The sequence below is a fragment of the Methylosinus sp. shoA genome, assembly GCF_059718125.1.
The window spans coordinates 2,553,169-2,574,031 of sequence record NZ_AP046091.1; the positions used below are offsets into that span (position 1 = coordinate 2,553,169).

17 protein-coding genes are annotated in these 20,863 nt (G+C 62.3%); 10 read left to right on the forward strand and 7 right to left on the reverse strand.

What is annotated here, in order from left to right; genetic code table 11:
• The 8 genes from trbE to AC6IW9_RS11650 are packed head-to-tail and all read left to right on the forward strand — an operon-like array spanning position 1 to position 8,053.
• Entirely contained in the window at positions 1-2,436 is a 2,436-nt protein-coding gene (gene trbE, locus AC6IW9_RS11615) for a conjugal transfer protein TrbE (protein WP_497763905.1), read from the forward strand.
• Entirely contained in the window at positions 2,436-3,179 is a 744-nt protein-coding gene (gene trbJ / locus AC6IW9_RS11620) for a P-type conjugative transfer protein TrbJ (RefSeq protein WP_497763906.1), read from the forward strand. Before trbE ends, trbJ begins: the two co-directional genes overlap by 1 nt.
• Before the next feature lie 9 nt (positions 3,180-3,188).
• On the forward strand, positions 3,189-3,503 hold the full coding sequence (gene trbK-alt, locus AC6IW9_RS11625; protein ID WP_497763907.1) for a putative entry exclusion protein TrbK-alt: 315 nt from the start codon (positions 3,189-3,191) through the stop codon (positions 3,501-3,503).
• Positions 3,500-4,840 carry a P-type conjugative transfer protein TrbL gene (gene trbL / locus AC6IW9_RS11630; RefSeq protein WP_497763908.1) on the forward strand — a complete coding sequence of 447 codons (1,341 nt, stop codon included), beginning with the start codon at positions 3,500-3,502 and terminating at the stop codon, positions 4,838-4,840. The genes trbK-alt and trbL overlap by 4 nt, the downstream gene beginning before the upstream one ends.
• A gap of 3 nt (positions 4,841-4,843) precedes the next feature.
• Positions 4,844-5,527, forward strand: coding sequence for a conjugal transfer protein TrbF (gene trbF, locus AC6IW9_RS11635; protein ID WP_497763909.1), 684 nt, complete (start codon positions 4,844-4,846; stop codon positions 5,525-5,527).
• Entirely contained in the window at positions 5,524-6,594 is a 1,071-nt protein-coding gene (gene trbG, locus AC6IW9_RS11640; protein WP_497763910.1) for a P-type conjugative transfer protein TrbG, read from the forward strand. Before trbF ends, trbG begins: the two co-directional genes overlap by 4 nt.
• On the forward strand, positions 6,591-7,799 hold the full coding sequence (locus AC6IW9_RS11645; protein ID WP_497763911.1) for a TraB/TrbI/VirB10 family type IV secretion system protein: 1,209 nt from the start codon (positions 6,591-6,593) through the stop codon (positions 7,797-7,799). The genes trbG and AC6IW9_RS11645 overlap by 4 nt, the downstream gene beginning before the upstream one ends.
• Complete coding sequence (locus AC6IW9_RS11650; RefSeq protein ID WP_497763912.1) at positions 7,796-8,053, forward strand: DUF2274 domain-containing protein; 258 nt, start codon at positions 7,796-7,798, stop codon at positions 8,051-8,053. Before AC6IW9_RS11645 ends, AC6IW9_RS11650 begins: the two co-directional genes overlap by 4 nt.
• Here the strand turns inward: AC6IW9_RS11650 and AC6IW9_RS11655 are convergent.
• The 7 genes from AC6IW9_RS11655 to AC6IW9_RS11685 form a co-directional block, all read right to left on the reverse strand.
• A complete protein-coding gene (locus AC6IW9_RS11655) occupies positions 8,017-8,934 on the reverse strand; it encodes a LysR family transcriptional regulator (protein ID WP_497763913.1) in 918 nt (305 codons plus the stop codon). The two genes, AC6IW9_RS11650 and AC6IW9_RS11655, sit on opposite strands and share 37 nt — an antisense overlap.
• Positions 8,935-9,346: 412 nt before the next feature.
• Positions 9,347-10,159, reverse strand: a complete 813-nt coding sequence (locus AC6IW9_RS11660) for an ABC transporter ATP-binding protein (protein WP_497763914.1) — start codon at positions 10,157-10,159, stop codon at positions 9,347-9,349.
• Positions 10,152-11,186 (reverse strand): FecCD family ABC transporter permease, encoded by a 1,035-nt coding sequence (locus tag AC6IW9_RS11665; protein ID WP_497763915.1) that lies wholly within the window; start codon positions 11,184-11,186, stop codon positions 10,152-10,154. Before AC6IW9_RS11665 ends, AC6IW9_RS11660 begins: the two co-directional genes overlap by 8 nt.
• Before the next feature lie 29 nt (positions 11,187-11,215).
• On the reverse strand, positions 11,216-12,355 hold the full coding sequence (locus AC6IW9_RS11670) for an ABC transporter substrate-binding protein (protein WP_497763916.1): 1,140 nt from the start codon (positions 12,353-12,355) through the stop codon (positions 11,216-11,218).
• Between the two features lie 83 nt (positions 12,356-12,438).
• Positions 12,439-13,521, reverse strand: a complete 1,083-nt coding sequence (locus AC6IW9_RS11675; RefSeq protein WP_497763917.1) for an AAA family ATPase — start codon at positions 13,519-13,521, stop codon at positions 12,439-12,441.
• A gap of 32 nt (positions 13,522-13,553) precedes the next feature.
• Positions 13,554-15,752 carry a TonB-dependent siderophore receptor gene (locus AC6IW9_RS11680; protein WP_497763918.1) on the reverse strand — a complete coding sequence of 733 codons (2,199 nt, stop codon included), beginning with the start codon at positions 15,750-15,752 and terminating at the stop codon, positions 13,554-13,556.
• Between the two features lie 152 nt (positions 15,753-15,904).
• The gene (locus AC6IW9_RS11685; RefSeq protein ID WP_497763919.1) at positions 15,905-17,173 is read right to left on the reverse strand and encodes a nitrogenase component 1; all 1,269 of its coding nucleotides are present in this window, start codon (positions 17,171-17,173) and stop codon (positions 15,905-15,907) included.
• A gap of 828 nt (positions 17,174-18,001) precedes the next feature.
• On the opposite strand from AC6IW9_RS11685, the gene AC6IW9_RS11690 reads away from it, so the two are divergent.
• Positions 18,002-19,537 (forward strand): serine hydrolase domain-containing protein, encoded by a 1,536-nt coding sequence (locus AC6IW9_RS11690; RefSeq protein WP_497763920.1) that lies wholly within the window; start codon positions 18,002-18,004, stop codon positions 19,535-19,537.
• A 746-nt stretch (positions 19,538-20,283) separates the two neighbouring features.
• On the forward strand, positions 20,284-20,835 hold the full coding sequence (locus AC6IW9_RS11695; protein WP_497763921.1) for a hypothetical protein: 552 nt from the start codon (positions 20,284-20,286) through the stop codon (positions 20,833-20,835).
• The last annotated feature ends 28 nt before the right edge of the window (positions 20,836-20,863 follow it).

A 20,863-nucleotide genomic window follows, 5' to 3' on the forward strand; every position in this document is an offset into this window, starting at 1 on the left:
ATGCTGAACCTCGCCGAATATCGCGGCCGCCCGACGAGCCTCGCCGATTTCCTGCCCTGGGCCGCCCTCGTCGCCGAAGGCGTCGTCCTCAACAAGGACGGCTCGTTTCAGCGCTCGGCGCGCTTCCGCGGCCCCGATCTCGACAGCGCGACGCCGGCCGAGCTCGTCGGCGTGACCGCCCGCCTCAACAATGCGCTGCGCCGCCTCGGCTCCGGCTGGACGATCTTCGTCGAAGCCGATCGGGCGCCGGCGCAGCATTATCCGCACGACCGCTTTCCCGACGCGGCCTCGGCGCTCGTCGACCTCGAACGACAGAACGCGTTCGAGGAGGCGGGCGCGCATTTCGAGAGCCGGTATTTCCTGACGCTCCTCTGGCTACCGCCGGAGGAGGACGCGTCTCGCGCCGAGAGTTGGCTCTATGAAGGCCGCGCGCAGGACGGTGTCGATCCATGGGAGCTGCTGCGCGGCTTCATCGATCGCACCAATCGCGTGCTGCAATTGGTCGGGAGCTTTATGCCGGAGGCGGAATGGCTCGACGACGGTGAGACGCTGACCTTTCTGCATTCGACGATCTCGACACGCCGGCAGCGTGTCCGTGTTCCCGAAACGCCGATGCATCTCGACGCGCTGCTCGCCGACGAGCCGCTCACCGGCGGGCTGGAGCCGCGGCTCGGAAACGCACATCTGCGCATTCTGACCATCGTCGGCTTTCCGAGCGTGACCCATCCCGGCATACTCGACGAGCTCAATCGTCTCGCCTTCCCCTATCGCTGGTCGACGCGCGCCATACTGCTCGACAAGACGGAAGCCGTTCGGCTGCTGACGAAGATCAGGCGGCAGTGGTTCGCCAAGCGCAAATCCGTCGCCGCCATCATCAAGGAGGTGATGACCAACGAAGCCTCGACCCTCGTCGACTCCGATGCGGCGAACAAGGCCGCCGACGCCGATGTCGCGCTGCAGGAGCTCGGCGCCGACGATGTCGGCGAAGCCTATGTCACCGCCACCGTCGCCGTCTGGGACGAAGACCCGGCGATTGCGACCGAAAGGCTGCGTCTCGTCGAGAAGACGATCCAGGGCCGCGACTTCACCTGCATAGCCGAAGGCGTGAATGCGGTCGAAGCCTGGCTCGGCTCACTTCCCGGTCACGCCTACGCCAATGTCCGCCAGCCGCCGATCTCGACGCTCAATCTCGCCCATATCATTCCACTCTCCGCCATCTGGGCGGGAGCAGACGGAGACGAGCATCTTCGTGGCTCTCCCTTGCTCTTCGGCAAGACCGAGGGATCGACGCCCTTCCGCTTCTCGATGCACGTCGGCGACGTCGGCCATACGCTGATCGTCGGTCCGACCGGCGCCGGCAAATCCGTGCTGCTGTCGCTGATGGCGATGCAGTTTCGTCGCTATGCGCGCGCGCAAATCTTTGCCTTCGATTTCGGCGGCTCGATCCGCGCGGCGGCGCTCGCCTGCGGCGGCGATTGGCACGATCTCGGCGGCGGCCTGTCGGCCGGCTCCGAGGACAGCGTGTCGCTGCAGCCGCTCGCCCGCATCGATGACGCGGCCGAGCGCGCCTGGGCGGCGGAATGGGCAGCCGCGATCCTCGCCAAGGAAGGCGCCGCCATCGACCCGAAGGCGAAAGAGCATATCTGGTCGGCGCTCACGTCACTCGCCTCGTCACCGCCCGGTGAACGCACGCTCACCGGTCTCGCCGTCCTGCTCCAATCGACCGCCCTGAAGCAGGCGCTTCAGCCCTATTGCGTCGGCGGTCCGTTCGGGCGGCTGCTCGACGCCGAAGAAGAGCGCCTCGGCTATTCCAATTTCCAGGTCTTCGAGACGGAAGGCCTCATCGGCGCGGGCGCTGCCGCAGCCGTCCTCACCTATCTCTTTCATCGCCTCGAACAGCGCCTCGACGGAAGGCCGACCTTGCTCATCATCGACGAGGGCTGGCTCGTCCTCGACGATCCCGCCTTCGCGCGCCAGCTGCGGGAATGGCTGAAGACCTTGCGGAAGAAGAACGCCTCCGTCGTCTTCGCCACGCAGTCGCTCTCCGACATCGACAACAGCCCGATCGCGCCGGCGATCGTCGAGAGCTGTCCGACCCGCATCTTCCTCCCGAATGAGCGGGCGATCGAGCCGCAGATCACCGCGATCTATCGCCGCTTCGGCCTCAACGATCGCCAGATCGAGATCATCGCTCGCGCGACGCCCAAGCGCGACTATTACTGCCAATCGCGACGCGGCAATCGCCTCTTCGAATTGGGACTGGGGCCGATCGGCCTCGCCTTCTGCGCCGCGTCCTCCAAGGCCGATCACGCCGCGATCGAGCGCATTCGCGCCGAGCACGGGCCGGACGGCTTTCTCCACACGTGGCTGATCGAGCGCGGCCTCGAATGGGCCGCCGATCTCATCCCCGACCTCACCAATCTGGAGTTCTCCTGATGGCTGCTCGCTCTTTTCGCCGCGCGGGCCTGTTCTCCGCCGTGGCTTTCTCGCTCTCTCTTGTCGCGAGCCCAGCGCCCGCACAGCTCGTCGTATACGATCCGAGTAATTTCTCGCAGAACGTGCTCACCGCCGCGCGCGAGCTGCAGCAGGTCAATAATCAGATTCAGAGCCTCGCCAATGAGGCGCAGATGCTGACCAATCAGGCGCGCAATCTCGCGAGCCTGCCGCTCTCGACGCTGAGCCAGCTCCAGACGTCGATCCAGAAGACGCAATCGCTGCTCGCCCAGGCGCAGCGCATCGCCTTCGACGTTCAGCAGATCGAATCCGCCTTTGCGACGACCTATGGTTCGGCGTCGACCAGCGCCTCCAGCTCGGGACTGATCGCCACGGCGCAGACGCGCTGGCGGAACTCCGTCGCCGCCTTCGAGGATTCCTTGAAGGTGCAGGCCGGCGTCGTCGGCAACATCTCGAGCAACGGCTCCGCCATGTCGTCGCTGACCTCCGCCAGCCAGACGGCGACGGGCGCGCTGCAGGCGGCGCAGGCCGGGAATCAGCTGCTCGCGCTGCAATCGCAGCAGCTCTCCGACCTCGTCGCCGTCGTCACGGCGAAGAGTCGCGCCGATGCGCTCGAGCAATCGCGCGTCACGGCGACGGAATCTCAAGGGCAGGAGCAATATCGGCGCTTTTCGACCCGCTCTGGCTATCAGCCAGGCAATGTCACCATGTTCCACGGCAATTGAGGCGCGGCCATGGAACGATGGGACATATGGCGCGCCGGCGCGATCCTCGTTCTGATCGCCACATTGATCGCGACGCTCTCGGCGATCGATCTCGACGCCCCTGCGCCGATGATCCATGACGCCGGCCGCGCCTTCGCCATCGCTCCCGACGATCTTTCCGCCGAGCTGCGCCGCTGCGGCGCGCTCGGTCTCCAGGATGCCGAAGACCAGCGCTGCGAGGCGGTCTGGACGGAGAACCGCCGCCGCTTCTTCGGCAGGCCGGCGCGGCCGACGCCTCCCACGGCCGCGCCGGCCGCAGCTAAATCGAAAGGCGCCGCGCCATGAACAATGTCGGCGTCATCGACACATTACTCAACACTTTCACGACCTATATCGATTCCGGTTTCGGCCTGCTGAAGGGCGATGTCGCCTATCTCTCCTCCACGCTGATCGCGATCGACATCACGCTCGCCGGCCTGTTCTGGGCCTGGGGCGCCGACGAGGACGTGATCCAGAGGCTCGTCAGGAAGACGCTCTATATCGGCTTCTTCGCTTTCCTCATCACCAATTTCAACAAGCTCTCGGGAGTGGTCTTCAACAGCTTCGCCGGCGTCGGCCTGAAGGCCGGCGGCTCTTCGGTGTCGACCGCCGATTTCCTGCGGCCCGGCCGTCTCGCCCAGGTCGGCCTCGACGCCGGCCAGCCGCTGCTCGACGCCGCGAGCCAGATGATGGGCTTTGCGTCCTTCTTCGCCAATTTCGTTCAGATCGCCGTGCTGATGATCTCCTGGCTGCTGATCATCATCGCCTTCTTCATTCTCTCCGTGCAGCTCTTCGTCACGCTCATCGAGTTCAAGCTGACGACGCTCGCCGGCTTCGTGCTCATTCCCTTCGCGCTCTTCAACAAGACCGCTTTTCTCGCCGAGAAAGTGCTCGGCAATATCGTCGCCTCGGGCGTGAAGGTAATGACGCTCGCCGTCATCGTCGGCGTCGGCTCGGGACTCTTCTCGCAATTCACGACGAGCTATGGCGGCGAGCAGCCGACGATCGAGCAGACGCTCTCCGTCGTGCTCGCCGCGCTCGCCATGCTCGGCCTCGGCATATTCGGTCCCGGCATCGCGACCGGCCTCGTCTCCGGCGCGCCGCAGCTCGGCGCGGGCGCCGCAGTCGGAACCGGCGTCGCCGTCGCGGGCGCCGGAATGGTCGGAGGCGCCGCGCTCGGCCTCGCCGGAAGGGGAGCGACGGCCGCCGCCTCGGGAGCCGCCGCCACCGCACGCGGCGGCGCGAGGCTCGCCGGCGGAGCGACGTCGGCCTATGCGCTCGGCTCGGCCGGCGAGTCCGGGCCGTCGGCTGTCGCCGCCGGACTCGCCGGCGTCGGCCGAGCGGCGGGCGCCGGCGTGGCGGCTCCGTTCCGGCGCGCGGCCGCACGCGCGACGAGTTCCTTGGCCGAGAACTATTCCGCCGGCGCGCGCGCCGCCTTCGCGGCGACGGGCGGCTCGTCGACCACAGGCGCGGCCAGCGACGGCGCAACCAGCGCTTCGCCAGGGAATGCGCCGCCCGCCTGGGCGCGGCGCATGAAGCGCAATCAACTCGCGAGCCACGGCGCGGCGACCGCCGCGCATGTCATTCAGTCCGGCGACAGCCACGGCGGCGGCCATTCCGTCGATCTCTCACAGGAGGAATAGACCATGTTCCGACGCGCCTCGGTGCGCTATGGCCGCACGCCCGAACCGGAGACACCCTATCAGCGAGCCGCCCAGGCCTGGGACGAGCGCATCGGCTCCGCGCGCGTCCAGGCGAAGAATTGGCGCCTGATGGCTTTCGGCTCGCTGCTCTTATCCTGCGGCCTCGCGGCAGGTCTCGTTTGGCAGTCGACGCATGGGATCGTCGTCCCCTGGGTCGTGGAAATCGACCGGCTCGGCGAGGCGCGCGCCATCGCGCCGGCGACCGCCGATTACGCGCCATCCGACCCGCAAATCGCCTGGTATCTCGCTCGCTTCATCAAGGATGTGCGCGCCGCTCCGGCCGATCCGGTCGTGGTCCGGCAGAGTTGGTTGCAGGCCTACGACTTCACGACGACGGCGGGCGCCGCGGCGCTCAACGACTACGCGCGCGCCAACGATCCCTTTACCAAGCTCGGCAAACAGCAGATCGCTGTCGACGTCTCCAGCGTCATCCGCGCCTCGGCCGACTCGTTCCGCGTCGCCTGGATCGAGCGCCGCTATCAGGACGGCGCGCTCGCCGACACGACGCGATGGACGGCGATTCTCACCATCGTCATCCAGCCGCCGACCGACGCCGACCGCCTCCGCAAGAATCCTCTCGGCGTCTACGTCAACGCCATCAACTGGTCCAAGGAGCTCGGACAGTGACCCGGCCGAATTTCCTGAAAGCCGGCGATCCGGCTTCGCACATTGCCGTGAACATGCAGTTCCGGAAAGACGGAAGAGCGTCTTTCCGTAAAGCCGGCTTTGCTGCTCTGCTTTTCTCCGCCGCGTCGCTCGCGGGATGCACGAAATTCATTCCGCCCGACATCGATTACGACGACGCCGCGCCGGCGCGACTCTCCGCCGATCCGCCGGCGCCGGTGAAAATCGTCACCCTCGCCAAGCCGCTTCCCTTGCCTGGGCAATTGAAACCGCTGCACGCCGGCAAGGCGCCGCCCGAACCCGCCGATCCCGCCCTGCGCGTCAATCAGGCCAACGCCGCCGCCCGCGTGCAGCCGGTGCGCGATGGATTCATCAATGCCGTGCAGGTCTATCCTTTCTCGGGCGGCGCGCTCTATCAGGTCTATGCCGCGCCGGGACAGATCACGGACGTCGCACTGCAGGAGGGCGAGCAGCTCGTCGGCTCCGGACCGGTCGCGGCCGGCGACACCGTGCGCTGGATCATCGGCGATACGGAGAGCGGCGCCGGCGCGACGAAAAAGATTCACATCCTCGTCAAGCCGACGCGGCCCGACCTCGTCACCAATCTCGTCGTCAACACCGATCGGCGCACCTATCTGCTCGAGCTGCGATCGACCGAGAAGACCTATATGGCCTCTGTCTCCTGGCAATATCCCGAGGACCAGCTCATCGCCTTGCGCCGTCAGAACGCGGTCGCGGAATCCGCCGCGCCGATCGCGACGGGCGTGGACGTCTCCGCGCTGAATTTCCGCTACGCGATCCAGGGCGACAGTCCGGCCTGGCGGCCGCTGCGCGCCTTCGACGACGGATCGAAGGTCTATATCGAATTCCCGACCGGCATTCGCCAGGGCGAGACGCCGCCGCTCTTCGTCATCGGCCCGGCCGGCGGCTCGGAGCTCGTCAATTATCGCGTCAGCCGCAATTACTACATCGTCGATCGCCTCTTCGCCGCCGCCGAGCTCCGCCTCGGCGACGCGGATAGCGAGCGGCGTGTGCGCATCGTCCGCACTGACGGAAGGCCGCGGTCATGACGCCGGACGCGAATGACGAGCGGTTCGTCGCATCGTCGCCGATCACGCCGGACCTTCGGCTCCGAGGCGAACGCCCGCGCGTGACGCGGCTGTCGCGCAAGGTGCTGATCGGCATGGCGAGCGTCGCCGCCCTCGCGATCGCCGCCGCGCTCGGCTACGCCCTGCAGCCCCGCGACAGGACCGGCGCGGCGCAGGAACTCTACAACACGCAAAACCGTCCTGCCGCCGACGGCCTCGCGAGCCTCCCGAAGGACTATACCGGAATGCCGCGCCCGGCGCCGCCGCTCGGGCCGCCGCTCCCGGGCGATCTCGGGCGGCCGATTTTGAATGCTGGCGCGGCTGGCAACACGACGATCGTCGGCGCGTCGGCGTCCGATCCCGAGGCGCAGCGTCGCGCGCAGGAAATCGAGGCCGCGCGCGTGAGCCGGCTCTTCGCTCAGACGACCGAGCGCGAGAGGCCGATCACGCCGATCGCTCCGACCGCGATTTCCGCGGCCGACGCTGGCGCCGCCGCTCCGCCCTCCGTAGACGCCGGCTCTGCTCAGAACATGCAGGATCGCAAGACAGCTTTTCTGACCGCTGCGACCGATCGGCGCACTGTTAGTTCCGATCGGCTCGCCAAGCCTGCGTCGCCTTACGTCGTTCAGGCGGGAACGGTCATCCCGGCGGCGCTCATCACCGGCCTCCGCTCCGATCTGCCGGGACAGATCACCGCCCAGGTGATCGAGGCGGTCTACGACAGCCCCACGGGGAAATTTCTGCTCATCCCGCAGGGCGCGAAGCTCATCGGCCAATACGAAAGCTCCGTCGCCTATGGGCAAAAGCGCGTGCTCCTCGCCTGGACCCGGCTCATCATGCCTAATGGCGCCTCGATCGTGCTGGAGCGGCAACCCGGCGCCGACGCGGCCGGCTATGCCGGCCTCGAGGACGAGGTCGACAATCATTGGGACATGCTGCTCGAGGGAGCCGCGCTCTCGACGCTTCTCAGCATCGGCGCCGAAGCGGGAACGACGGGCAGCGAGAACAGCCTCATCCAGGCGATCCGCCGCGGCGGCTCCAACAGCGCAAGTCAGACCGGGCAGCTGCTCGTTCAGCGCCAGCTCAATGTCCAGCCCACTCTCACCATCCGGCCGGGCTTCCCCGTCCGTGTGCTCGTGATACGAGATCTCATGATGGCTCCTTACAAAGAAGGGACGGCGCCGTGACGAAACTGAAGCTCGGTCCGCTCGCCGACGACAAGCCAGTCAAGATCACTGTCGAGCTTCCCGCCTCTCTGCATCGCGATCTCGTCGCCTATGCGGAGGCGCTCGGCCGAGCCAATGGACAGACCATCGCGGAGCCGGGCAAGCTCATCGTTCCGATGCTTCAACGCTTCATCGCGACCGACCGCGGCTTTTCCAAAGCGCGATCCAAGCCGAAAGCTCAACCCGGGGCCGCGGAAACGGAGAGGTCAGGATAGCGATCACGGAGCAGATCGAGGAACGGCGCCAGGGTCGGGTTGCTGTTCCCGTCCCGCCAATAGGCCGCGAAGTGAAGCCGGGTCGGCCCACCGTCGTCATGCAGCTCACGATAGACGACTCCCGCATAAGAAGCCCCCGTCGCGCCTTCGAGCACGGGCGATACGCCGTAGCCCGCGCCGACCAGGCTCAACAATCGATCGAAGCCGGCATCCTGATAGGAGACTCGTGGACCGGCGCTCAGGATTTTCGCTCTCAGAAGCTGTTCGAGTTCCGGATCAACGCCGCGTTGTGTCAGCAATATGCGTTCGTTCGACAGCTGCGGCCAGCGGAGCACCGGATGCGCGCTCAACGGATGTTGCTCCGGCAAGGCGACGATCACCCTTTCGCTCCATAGCGGAAGCACGCGGTCGGGCCATTCGATAGGGTGGGCGGCCGTCATGATTGCGACATCCAGCGCGTCGGCGATCAATTCTCCGAGAAGACTATCGCTCGCGCCGTCGACGATACGGAGCTCGACTCCTTGGAAGCGTTGTCGGTGGTCGATGAGCGTCGCGCGCAGATTGCCTGCGGAAAGCGATGCGTGGACGCCTATTCTCAATTCCCCATTCTCACCGCGCCCCCGTGTTCGCAACCGGCCGAAGGCGCGATCGGCTTCTTCGAGAAGGCGTTGCGCCGCTCCGATAAACTCTCGACCGATCGGAGTCGGTTGCGTGCCGCCATTGGTGCGGTCGAACAACGCAGCTCCGACGTGGTATTCGAGATCGCGAAGACAGCGGCTCAATGACGATTGACGGATGTTCAACGTTTCCGCTGCCCTGCGGAGGCTACGATGTCGAGAAGCTGTTATCGCCCATTTCAAATGCCGAAGCTCGATGTTCATCGTGTCGCTCGCAATCTCGCATAGCGTTTCGAATGCGACGCTGCCTACGTGGGAGCGGCGTCATGAAAGCAGCCCGGAGCGGAGCCAAGAGGTTCGTCAGCAGACAACAAACATTCGAATAGGTTTGAATATCACTCGTTTCGACGAACCTCTTTCCGCTCCTCACTCCGACTCAAATCGCACAGTTCTGTTCCGCCAGGGCCTCCAGCCGCCAGGGAAACCGAACAGGCTACACTTCGCGCTCTTCATCTCCTGAGATCGAAAGAGATGATGACGCTGTCGCAGAAATGTCCGCATCGAACGCGTAGAGCCGCCTTCTTCATCGCGGCCGGCGCCCGGCGGGCGCTCGGATCTCTCCCGCGTCCTCGACCGTAGGCGGCGCGACGTCGGGCAAGGCCGCGCTTTCTCGAGATCATTCATCACGCCCTCCCTGCTTCGCTCTGGCTTCGACCGCGAAGGGCGTGCCGCGTGGCGCCAGCACCGGCGCCACAGTCTCGAACCTCCCGCCCTGATGATCGAAGGCGATGCGTTTCAGCGGTACGCTATAGAGCTGCGTCAGATTTTCTTCAGTCAGCATCTCCGCCGCCGGTCCCCTGAGATAGTCGTTCGCGCCGCACATCAGCAGGACGTCGTCGACGACGGCGAGCGCATGATGGGGATGATGCGTTGTCATGACGACCGTCAGGCCGTCGTCGCGCGACAGCGACGCAATGCGCTCGAGCACGATAGCCTGGTTCTCGAGGTCGAGCGCCGACGTCGGCTCGTCGAGGATCAGAATCTCTGCTTCCGCCGCGAGCGCCCGCGCAAAGATGACGAGCTGCCGCTGACCGCCCGACATCGTGTGGAACGGCCGCCCGGCGAAATCCGCCATGCCGAAGCGATCCAGAGCGGCGAGCGCCGCCTTCTCGTCCTCGCGCGAGGGTTGCGAGAACAGGCCGATCCGCCGCGCGCGGCCCATCAGCACCATGTCGAGCGCGGAATAGTCGAAGCTCACCTGGAAGAGCTGCGGCACAAAGGCCGTTCGCCCGTTCACCCTCACCTTGCCCTCGCGCGGCTTCAGCGTGCCGATGAGCAGATGCAGCAGCGTCGTCTTGCCGCGGCCGTTGGGCCCGAGCAGGGCGAACACGTGTCCCCGCGAAATGGACGCTTCGAACCCGCGCAGCACCCATGCGTCCGGCTGGTAGAAATAGCCGAGGTCGGAGAAGGAGATCGCCGGCTCACTCACGCGCCCAGCCTTTCGATTGTGTTTTCCAGAACAGGAGGGCGAAGATCGGCGTGCCGACGGCGCTGGTCAAAAGGCCGATGGGGATTTCCTGCTCGGTGAGGCTGCGGGCGATGTCGTCCATGGCGAGGAGATAAATCCCGCCGAGGAAGGCCGCCGTCGGCAAGAGCCGCGTGTGTTCCGGGCCGACCATCATGCGGGCGAGATGCGGCACGATGAGGCCGACCCAGCCGACGCCGCCGCTGACCGACACCTGCGCGGCGACGAGGACGGCGACCAGACCCATCAGGACCCAGCGTAACAGCTCAACGTTGACACCAAGAGCCTTGGCGTCGGTCTCACCGAGCGAAAGGAGATTGATGCGCCAGCGCAGGGCGAGCAACAGCGTGCCCGCGACGAGCGTCACGCCAGCGACGATCGCGACTTTTTCATAGGTTGCGCCGGCGAAGCTGCCGAGTAGCCAATAGACGATGGAGGGCAGTTTCACCGTCGGATCGGCTAGTATCTGCAAGAGGCCGACGAGCGCGCCGCAGAAGCCGCCGATGATGACGCCCGAGAGCACGAGGGCGAGTGTGCTGCCGTGCCCGGAGATCCGCGCCAGCGCGAACGTGGCTGCGAGCGCGAACAATCCCGAGCCGAAGGCGAGGCTGACGATGGCGAGCGGCGGCCAGGAGAGCATGATGGCGGCGACGCCGCCGAGGGATGCCCCGGAGGAGACGCCGGCGATCTCCGGCCCGACGAGCGGATTGCGAAACACGCCTTGCATGGCGGCACCCGATATCGCCAGCCCCATGCCACACAAGGTCACGAGCAGAATGCGCGGCATGCGCACGATCTCGACGACGACCCAGGACGCGTTCTCGTAGTCGCCGACCGCATTGACAGGGAAGGTCGTGAGGACGATGCGTGCGACATCCACCAAGGGTACTGGATAGCGCCCCAGCGTCAGCGAAAACAGCATAAGAAGAATAAGGACGGCGAAGAGAAGAACGGATAGGATGTCGGCAATGCTGCGACGAGCTGTGCCCATGCTATCGAGAGAGATCGTAGGCAAAATTCTCAATCCCTGCTCATCATCGAGTAGGCATCTGGACGCTCTGAATCTCTGCTTGAAAAGCGTGCATATCCCGACGAATTTCGGTTTTCGACGACGAATAGAATCTTATCGATTTCTTGTTCCGTCATATCGTAGTGGTACGCTTTCTTATAGAGGTCTTGATAGGCGGCTCGCGTCGTCCACGGCATCGCGGCGGGATGGAGAACTTCCGATAGCCACGTCGCGAGCAGCGGCTCGTCGACAGCCGGATTGTTGATGAAATACCTGGGTACGGTGTACACACGGTGATCGCGAACGGCGCGCAGCGATCGCCAGGCCGGTGAGTCGTAAAGGGTCTGCGGCACGGGGCTGCGAGTGTCCGTTGGAGGATCTAACAGAATGACCTCCGGATCATAGCGAATGATCTGCTCTATGCCGGCGTTCAGATCGAAAGCCGCGCTGCCGGCGAGATTGACGCCGCCCGCCGATCTAATGAGATCGTTCAGATTATTTCTGGCCGACACGAAGGCCCAGCGGTTGTCGCCGTAGCTCCATGCCCAGAGGACACTCGTCGGTCTCTCGTCGATCTTCAAAGGATTTTCCGGCGTTCCCAACGCAACCGACCGAAGCGAGAGTAGTTCTTCGGCTCGTTCGCTCTTGCCGACGACGGTTCCGAGGAGACGCCACATTCGCAGCTGCGCGATTTTATAATCTTTATCCGAGTAGTCGATCTCGACGACGCCTTGAACGCCGATTTTCTTGAGAGCACTGCCGGTCGACTTCCATAGGATGGTTGCCTCCGAATGCAAGAGCAAGGATTGTTCAGGCTCTGGGAAAACGAAGCGCCCGCTAGAGGGCAAGCTCTCCAATTGAGGAAAAATCCGCGCCATCGCAGACTTCCGTATCTCCGAACGAATATAGTCGGGTATGGATGCGAGCCGATCCACCGTTCCGTCGATCGCAGCGAAAGCGATTTGAAAGGGTGGGTAGATTGTCACGCTCTCGGGACGGCGTGCGAAGCCCACTTTGCGACCACTCATGTCTTCGATGACCAGCGCGTTCGGCGTCGGCGTAATCCTTTCGGCGACCCTGGCAGGATATAGGCCTAAAGCGAGCGCGGCGAATGCGAAGCCGCCACACAGCCAGATCGGCAGACACCTCATTCGTGGGCTCCCAAGTGTATGCCAGAGAATCCTTCCTGGCGCGCCTGCTTTTCCCGGCCCCACGTTCTCTGCTGGAGACGACCTTATCGTCTGACGCCACGGTTGACGATGGCGTAGAGCTGCGCCAACGGCGTCGGCTCGTCGAGGACGACCTGCGAGCCGTGATCACGCAACCAACGATTCGCCGTATTTGTCGAGAGCGCGCCGAACTCCATTTCGGACAGGCAGCGGCCCGGACGAATAACCGCGGGATGCATAGCGCTGAGCGGCTCGTTGGTCGTGATTAGCACCATGACCCTCAGACCCTGACCCATCAACCCGTCGGTCAAATTCAGCAGTCGGGACAGACCTTGGCCTGACGTCGCACGTGCTTCCGTCGTCATCAGCTCACCGGCGTCCTCGAGGATGATAAGTTTGCTGCGCTTGTTTGCCTCGCTCGCTGTTCGGCCGCTTCTGAAATTTGCAACCTCGAAGAGATACCGCGGCGAGCCTCCAATGAATCGCTCCGCATCTGTGATAAACCCTGCGTCGCACCAGCTCTGCCATTCACGCAGGAGTGCGCGTAGCGCATGCGTCTTTCCGGTCCCTGCTGGCCCGTGCCAGAGGATCAGACGTTCTTTCGGACATTTGTCGAGCGTAAAGAGCCGTTCCATCCCTTCCACGACAGACGTGTCATAATTTCCCGACAATTCAGCCCATCGCGGCGCTTCGAGCTTACGCACCATCGGCACCGGGATTTTCTCAGGATCGGTCGCCCAGAATGTGATCGGCACGACGTCCGTGTTGTCTGTGGCGACCTGCTTGGCGATCGCAAAACAGGTCTCCTCCACGGCTGCATAATCTCTTCCGGCCGTAACGACCTCCACCAGGCCGTCCACCAGCTCGACCAGAGAGATAAGGTATTCGTCGTGTCGCAACAGCCACGACTTGCGGTATCCTTCTTGACTTTCGCTGGCCTCAAGCTGCCGGCCGAAATGGCCGAGGAGATCGAGCGACCAACCGCTGGCCGTCACCTTCTCACGAATGATATGTCGGAGCAGCTTTCCTTGCACTTCACGAAAAAAGAATGCAACCGGACTATCGTGAAGCCAAGGCAAGTTGCGTACGTAGACACCAGCTCCAGCCATTTGATTGTGGCCGCCGATGCCTTGTTCTGTCTGTTGCATAGTTTTCCTTTCCTGTTCGGGGGTTTTTGTGCTTAGAACTTGATCGTCGCGGAGAAGCTGACTGCTCTCGGTAGGCCCATCGTCACGTTCGTGTTTTGGCCGATCCAATAATGCTCGTCGGAGACGTTCGACACGTTCAGACGAGCAATGAAGTTCTTGTCGTAGACCTTGGTCTCGTATCGTAATCCGATATCTCCGATGAGGAACGCCGGCGCGATATGCTCGTTGGTCGTATCAAGAAAGACGCTCCCGGTGTAGCTTGCTCCGCCGGTCAGATAGAGGCCGTCCAAAAACGGCAGACGATATTCCGCATAGATCGACGCCTTATTTCTCGCTACTGCAGTCGGGGTTTTTCCTTCTGCTGCAGAAGTATTGCTCTTCTTGATTTGTGCATTGAGGAAAGTGGCACCACCGACGACTGTCACATCGTCGGTGATCTTACCAGTGGCGGTCAACTCGATCCCTTTGTGGACCTGCCGTCCGTCCTGCGTCATCGTGCGCGTGCCGTCTGCATTATATTTGTCGTAGTTGTTCGCCTTATCGATTTGAAATATCGCTGCGGTGAGAAGGGTGCCGCCGATCTCCCCTTTCGCTCCGAACTCGATCTGCTTACTGATCGTCGGCGACAATATCTGGCCGCCATTCGTATAGGCAGGGGTCACGCTGTCCGACACGATCGGCCCTTGCTCCATGGATTCCATATAGGTGCCATAGGTCGAAATATTGCTCCAAGGCTTGTAGATGAGCGAAAACGACGGAGTGAACGCCGATTTGTCATATTTGCTCGTCAGGTCACCGGTCGCCGTGTACGATTTCGCGCTCATATTCGAATAGTTCACACCGACAAGAGCGGACAGCTGGTCGTTGATTCTGATATCGTCTCCAATGACGACGTTCGTGTTATCGAACTTGCTTTGCAGGTAGCGAGGTTTGACGCCGACGGTCGGCCAAGCGTACTCGGGAGCGTTCATGGCCGCCTGAATGCTCGGATAAAAATCTTCAAAATAGACGCTGTTGTCCTTGTGGGGCCAGAGTTCATAGCCACCAAAATTCGTTCCCACTGTAAGTTTATGGTTGATAGAAAACGTCTCGAATGTCCTATCTAGATAAACGTATCCTCCTGTGGTGTGGCTCAACGCATCGACTATTTTTTGATTTCCGAGCCACACCGTTCCGTCTGCCTGAAGCCATAGCGCAGTTGGAATCGCTGTGCTCCTTCTCTCTTCGAGATAGAGAAAGCCGCCGCGCAGGGCTGTCGAATGATCGATATCCCATCGAGCGGTGGCGCCTGCACGGTTGGCATCGATCGACTGATGCCCCCAGCTTGGAGTCAACGACCTCTTGTTATCGAAGTCGGATGCAGATGGATACTGTTGTATGCCCCACAACGCGAATGAGCCCGACGATCCAAACAGCTTATACTCGCTATGTGCCGCATTGACCTGGAAAAGGAGATTTTCTGTTACGTGCCAATCAAATGCGCCGCTCGCAAGCTTTCTGTTAAGCGACTGATTGACCACAGCCAAGCTTCCATCAGTATTCAGAAAATTCAATCTGTAAGCAAACTTTCCTTCCTTATCTATAGGTCCGCCCAGATCGGCATGCACGAAATACTGGCTACCGCCGTAGTTTCCTCCGGTCAAATTGGCCAACGGCTCCTTCGTCGGACGTTTGCTGACTTGATTGATCAATCCGCCGACATTGCCGGACCCGTACAAGAAGCCCGAAAGCCCGGTCAGGACTTCGATACGCTCAAGGTCCTCAACATCCGTGCTGATCCAGGAGTAACGGACCGGAATGCCGTCGCGCGTCACGTCTGTGGCAACAAATCCCCTCAATGAGGTCGACAGATAACCCCCTACGGTGGACGGCAATCCCGCCTTGATGAGCGGGTTGAATTTGAGGAACTGATCCGTCGAGCCGGATATCATATTCTCTAGCAATTCCGACGATGTGGAATGGACTGAATAGGGAGTATCAAGAATCGACTTGTCACCCCAGAGACCCGTCGTCTTTGCAGTCTCGGGCTTGTAGCCTGCTTCGGCGCTTCCTTCCTTCGGATTTGCGTTCTTGTCGGATGCCGGCTCACGACCGGCGGCTACGTCGATCGGCGGCAGCGGCGTCGGATCTTCCGCGCGAGCCGTTTCGGAGATCGCGAGCAGCGCGATCGACCCGCATCCCATGCGAAGGAGAATAGAGATCGCACTCGTGTTCAGGAGTAGATGTTTCATCGTCACGTTCCGTCTGTCTTATTACTGTAGAGTACGAGAACCGCATCGCAGCGGCCTTGGAAGCGCACGCAACCCATCGCTCTCGCCGACTCGTGTCGACGGCGCGCAATTCTGGGCAATGTCTGAAAATTGGTGGACGCGTCAGATGTTCATCATCCGCCTCCGGTCGCCCAGGGCGGCTTGACGAGCTTCGACCATGGCGCGTTGATCGTTCGATCGAGCATCGCGGCCAAACAGGCAAAGCCGTCATATGTCCAAAAGGCGTTACCCCATCGATCAGAGAGAGGCGTCAGGGCTGGAGTTCTCTGTCCGCGCTTGCGCCAATCGAATTCGTCCCTGCCACTGCCGAGGACGAGATCCGGCCGGGCTTCGGCGACGTATGAGTCCAAGGCTTTGTCGCTCGGAGAGCTAGAATCGCAGACGAGGCGCGGCTTGCGCCAAATACCGGATTTGCTCGGCCATCCGCTGACATTGCCGATCCTGAAGCCTAGCAGACGATAAGGCTCAAGCTCCTCCTCTGTCATATAATAGAAGTGAACGACAAGCTTGCCTTGCAGGAGAGGTCGATAGCGCTCGATGACTTCCGCGATCCGTTGACGATTGGTTGCAATCGTCCGTTCGGCGCGAATTCTTATTGTGGGGTCGAAATGAGCGGCGATAGCTCGTAGAGAAGCGTCGGTCGACGAAGGCCCAACGAAGCAGGCCCATTCGAGCGGGATATCGAACCACGCCTTCAGGAGACGCGCGTGTCCGCCTCGAAGAAAATCAGCGGGTACATCGAGCACGCTGGCGAAGCCCACGACGATCTTACATCCACGGATGCGCGCCATGTCGTTCGTAGAAGAGCCGGTCAACTCATGAATCGGATTGAGCCCAATGTCGCGCAAGAGCTTGTCGATGAGCCAGACTAGACCGGTAGCTTCTCGACAATAGGGCAAAGCGACATCGTAGCGCGTTGCGTTTGTCGGCTTCTCGGTCTGCCATGCAGTCTTCAGCGCGCCAGCGACACCGACGGCGGTCCACGATACTCGTATCGATTCGCATGAGCAGGAAACAATCAGTTGCTGGAGTTCTTTGGTCTTCATCTTCGCGAAACCATTCACGTTCGCATCGATGATCGCGATCGGGTCCTCGCTCAGAATTGTGACGCCACGCGCGAGCGGGAAGAGTTCCAGACATTCTTCGAACGCGCGTGCGAGCCTCGCGTCCCCGCCGTCCTCGAGATCGTCTTCCGTTAAATTCGTGCATGCGTGAAGTGCGGTAAAGATCTCGACGCCCTGCGCGAATCCGGGCGCGTTCCAACGCGACGCCTGCGTGAACACGCCGCAACCGACGGGACCATGTGCGAGAGCCAACATATCGAGATTGCTGCCCCACCCTGAATTGGACTCCATGAAGAACGAGCCGATTTCATGGCTCAAGATTCCCGCATTCGCACACTCTCGCGGAGGCCGCATTCGACGTGATCCCGAGGGGTAACGCTCGCTTCGCGCAGCTTGAGGATTTTGGCTTTTGGGCTTCCGTCCACGCGGATCCTTCGTATAGCCGGATTGTCCGCTCTGAGAGATTGCGCTCGAAGCGTTCAAGTCTTCGGCGACCTTGACTTCGGGCACGCCGACAGTGCCGGCTGCGGAGCCCACTCGCCAACGGATCGACGAGGTCTTCGGCAGGAAGGGATTGACCGCGGGCTTACGCAAAGCAGAGACCCCATCATCATGTAGGTATCGTATATAACGATATCTAAGCACCTGAATGTCAATGATTTTTTATTTGTCCGTTTCTATACAAATTATTGTTATTATAACGACGTCGTTTTGAGCATTTCGTCCAGTCCCTTGCGTCCAATCGTTGGGCGCAGATGCAATCCGGAGTGTGCAGAGAGCGCCTTCGAACGTCCGACATTGCATATCGAGCTGGCATATTTTGGCATCGGTGCCCGATCGAACGGCAATCCCGCATGTGATGCCTCTGGGACGTAGCGTCGCGAAAAACGCGGGGGCCCAGCGCGAACGCCCGTTTAGCGTCGATAATCGAAAAGGCTTCGGCGGTCATCGATCTTGCACAGAAGCAAACGGGCCTTCACAAGAGCGACCTTCCGTCGCGCTGATCTACGCGCACTGTAGGTTTGCTACATGGCGTTGGCTTCTCCTCGCTCTACCGAGCCGGTGTCGCCGACGCCGCTTCGGATGTTCGCTTCGTGAGCGATATCGCCGCTCTCCGGCGCCCGAAATTTTCGAAGGCATGGTCACATGATGTGTTCAAATATCAGAAGGTCGCTCGTCATCACAGCGATGGTGGCGACCGTCGCGCAGTCCCTGGCCGCGGCGGACAACGACGAAGAAAGAATCCGCGTCTTCGAAACCTCGCTGCGCCCGGCGGTGAGCGTAGAAGGGAGGCCAGAAGATCGCTGGACACTGCAAGAGCGAATGGCGCACTGGAAAGTGCCCGGCCTCAGCATCGCGGTGATCCGCAATGGCGCGCTGGCCTGGGCGCGCGGCTATGGCGTGCTGCAGGCCGGCCGCGAGGAGAAAGTCGACACGCAGACCGTCTTTTCCGTCGGCTCGGTGAGCAAGGTTGGAGCCGCCGCAGTGACATTGCGCTTGATCGACGCCGGGCGATTCGACCTCGATCGGGACGTGAATCGCTATCTACAGGGATGGAAGATTCCCGATAATCCCTACACAGCCGCCAGTCCTGTAACATTGCGCGAAATATTGTCTCATACGGCCGGCCTTTCCGTGCATGGATTCGCGGATTTTCAGCCGGACGAGGCGCTGCCCACCACCAAGGAGGTGCTGCAGGGCCGTCCGCCGGCGAAGAACGAGCCGATCCGCGTGATCTATACGCCGGGCGCGCGCGTTCAGTATTCGGGCGGAGGTACGATGGTCGAGCAGTTGATCGTCGAGGAAGCGACGGGCCTCGATTTTCCAACCGCCGCGCAGCATTATCTCTTCGAGCCGCTCGGCATGACGCGCAGCACCTATCGCAATCCTCTCCCGCGCTCTCACGGCAATATCGCAAAGGCGCATGGGCCGGACGGACGGCCCCGCGCCCTCCCGCGCGGCTATGAGAGCATGCCTGAAACGGCTCCCTCCGGGCTTTGGACCACGCCGTCGGATTACGCACGGCTGGTGATCGCGCTCATTCGATCCTATCGCGGCGAACAGGGCGCCTTCCTCAGCGGTCCGCTCGCGCGGCAGATGATGAGCGAAGTCGATCCCGGCGACTTCGGACTGGGCCCGATGCTGAGCGGCCAAGGTCGGGCGCGCCGCTTTTCGCATGACGGCGCGAATGATTCCTATATGGCCTTGATGGAAGGCCATCTCGCCACGGGCGATGGCGTGGTCATTTTCTCAAATGGCAGCAATGGCTCGGCGCTCAACGCCGAAGCTCGCCGTGCAGTGGCGTTGGCCGAGGGATGGAGCGACGGCTTCGCCGATCACGTCAGCGTTCCGGCGATAGAGCTGACAACCGCTGAACTGGACGAACGCGCCGGCGTCTATGTCGTGCAGGATTCTTTCACGGTGTCGGGCGCCCGATACGGCAGCGACGAAGAGCCTCCGTTTCGGATCGTGCGGCGAGACAATGGCCTGTACCGGCTCCGGCGGCGCGGCGACGGCGACCCTGTTCCTCTGATGCCGATGGATACGATGCACTTCATCGACGACTCCGGCAATGTCATCGAGTTCATTCGCGACCATACGGGCGTCATACAGAGTTTGCTCATCGAGGGGCTCCGAGGCAAGAAGAGCATCCTGCGGGCGCGGAAAATCATGAGCGGCTAGAGCCCTCCATATCCGTTGGTCTGAAGGACGCCATGAATCCTTCGAGAATCCGCTCGGCTGCGCCTCGTTGCTGCGGCGATGATAGATCACGATGTATGTACAGGGCTCAGCGGTAATCCGCGTCCCTCCGCGACCGCGACAAACGCCGCCTCGCGTCGGCGTCCGAATCTGCTCGAAATAAGCCAGGAACGAGCGCTCGTCGAGCGCGTCATCGATAGTCATCTGCGCGTCGATCCGGTCGACGCGCAGAGCGTCGGCCTCGACTGATCGGCGGACCTTGCGCCATTGCGTCTTGGCGGCGTCTTCGTCGTCCTGCACGAAGGCTGTGGCGGTCGGCGCTGAAACGACGCGCCTGCCGCTTTTGCTAGCTTGGGCAAGCGCGCCGCGCATGAAATGCACGCGGCGGCGCTTCATCACCTTGGCGATAGCGGCCTTCAACCCCCACGTGGGCGTCGGAAAGAGATATTCGCTGATCTACCTCGAAGCGCTTCCTCGGCCGCTCCGCCCAGTCAGCCTGAAGCACGCGAATGGAATTCACTCGATCAACGATGTTGCCAAAATGTTCTTGCAAGAGTACGCTCCTAACGCTGCAATTTGATGAGCAGCGGCCGAACGAGATGCTGAGAACATCCCGCCCGGCCTGACCACAACCCAAGCTTACAGGAGCCTGGATCATGGCTGATTCTAAAGATAGCACGACTCCGCCTGCCGTTAGCTGGCGCGCAATCTTGCGAGGAACCGGCGCCTTGCCGTCCGGGAAGAAGACGGGAGGGGCACCGTCCGACCCTGCGCTGCAACTCTGGCGGAGCTGGCAAGCCAATCACGCGCAGGTCGTCGCGCTGACGCGCCAGTGGCAGAGCATCGAGACACAACTCGTTCATTCGGTCGGCTTCCCCGAGGTCACGATCCGCCTTTCCGGCGAGGAGGAGCCGAAAGTCGCTCATTCGGTCGACGAGATCGAGGATCTGCTCGCAGACGAGCCAGAAACCGAGAGAGAAACGCTGATCGCGGCATTCGACGAGCAGCAAAAGCGATGGGACGAGGCGGCGGCAGCGCTCGGCTTCGACGCCGTCGACGCGGAACTCGAATCCGCTCTCGATAAGGAGCGCGATTTCACGGCTTCAGTCCCGATGACGAAAGCCGCCAGCCTGCCGGGCGTTGCGGCCAAGCTCTCCATCGTCATTCAGCTCGGCGAGCCGAGCCCGAAAGACACGGAATTTCCTTGGCCGGAACTGCGTTCGGCCCTGGCGGATATCGTCCGGCTGGCGTCGCCAGAAGCGGCGGTCTCGCCGATGTGACGCTCGTGCTCGGGTCCATGGTCGCTCG

What these genes read in the sequence shown, in the direction of transcription:
- AC6IW9_RS11690 (WP_497763920.1), top strand. Translation starts at nt 18,002, where the DNA reads ATGATGTGTTCAAATATCAGAAGGTCGCTCGTCATCACAGCGATGGTG.
- trbL (WP_497763908.1), top strand. Translation starts at nt 3,500, where the DNA reads ATGAACAATGTCGGCGTCATCGACACATTACTCAACACTTTCACGACC.
- trbJ (WP_497763906.1), top strand. Translation starts at nt 2,436, where the DNA reads ATGGCTGCTCGCTCTTTTCGCCGCGCGGGCCTGTTCTCCGCCGTGGCT.
- trbE (WP_497763905.1), top strand. Translation starts at nt 1, where the DNA reads ATGCTGAACCTCGCCGAATATCGCGGCCGCCCGACGAGCCTCGCCGAT.
- AC6IW9_RS11680 (WP_497763918.1), bottom strand. Translation starts at nt 15,752, where the DNA reads ATGAAACATCTACTCCTGAACACGAGTGCGATCTCTATTCTCCTTCGC.
- AC6IW9_RS11645 (WP_497763911.1), top strand. Translation starts at nt 6,591, where the DNA reads ATGACGCCGGACGCGAATGACGAGCGGTTCGTCGCATCGTCGCCGATC.
- AC6IW9_RS11665 (WP_497763915.1), bottom strand. Translation starts at nt 11,186, where the DNA reads ATGGGCACAGCTCGTCGCAGCATTGCCGACATCCTATCCGTTCTTCTC.
- AC6IW9_RS11675 (WP_497763917.1), bottom strand. Translation starts at nt 13,521, where the DNA reads ATGCAACAGACAGAACAAGGCATCGGCGGCCACAATCAAATGGCTGGA.
- AC6IW9_RS11655 (WP_497763913.1), bottom strand. Translation starts at nt 8,934, where the DNA reads ATGAACATCGAGCTTCGGCATTTGAAATGGGCGATAACAGCTTCTCGA.
- AC6IW9_RS11670 (WP_497763916.1), bottom strand. Translation starts at nt 12,355, where the DNA reads ATGAGGTGTCTGCCGATCTGGCTGTGTGGCGGCTTCGCATTCGCCGCG.
- trbF (WP_497763909.1), top strand. Translation starts at nt 4,844, where the DNA reads ATGTTCCGACGCGCCTCGGTGCGCTATGGCCGCACGCCCGAACCGGAG.
- trbK-alt (WP_497763907.1), top strand. Translation starts at nt 3,189, where the DNA reads ATGGAACGATGGGACATATGGCGCGCCGGCGCGATCCTCGTTCTGATC.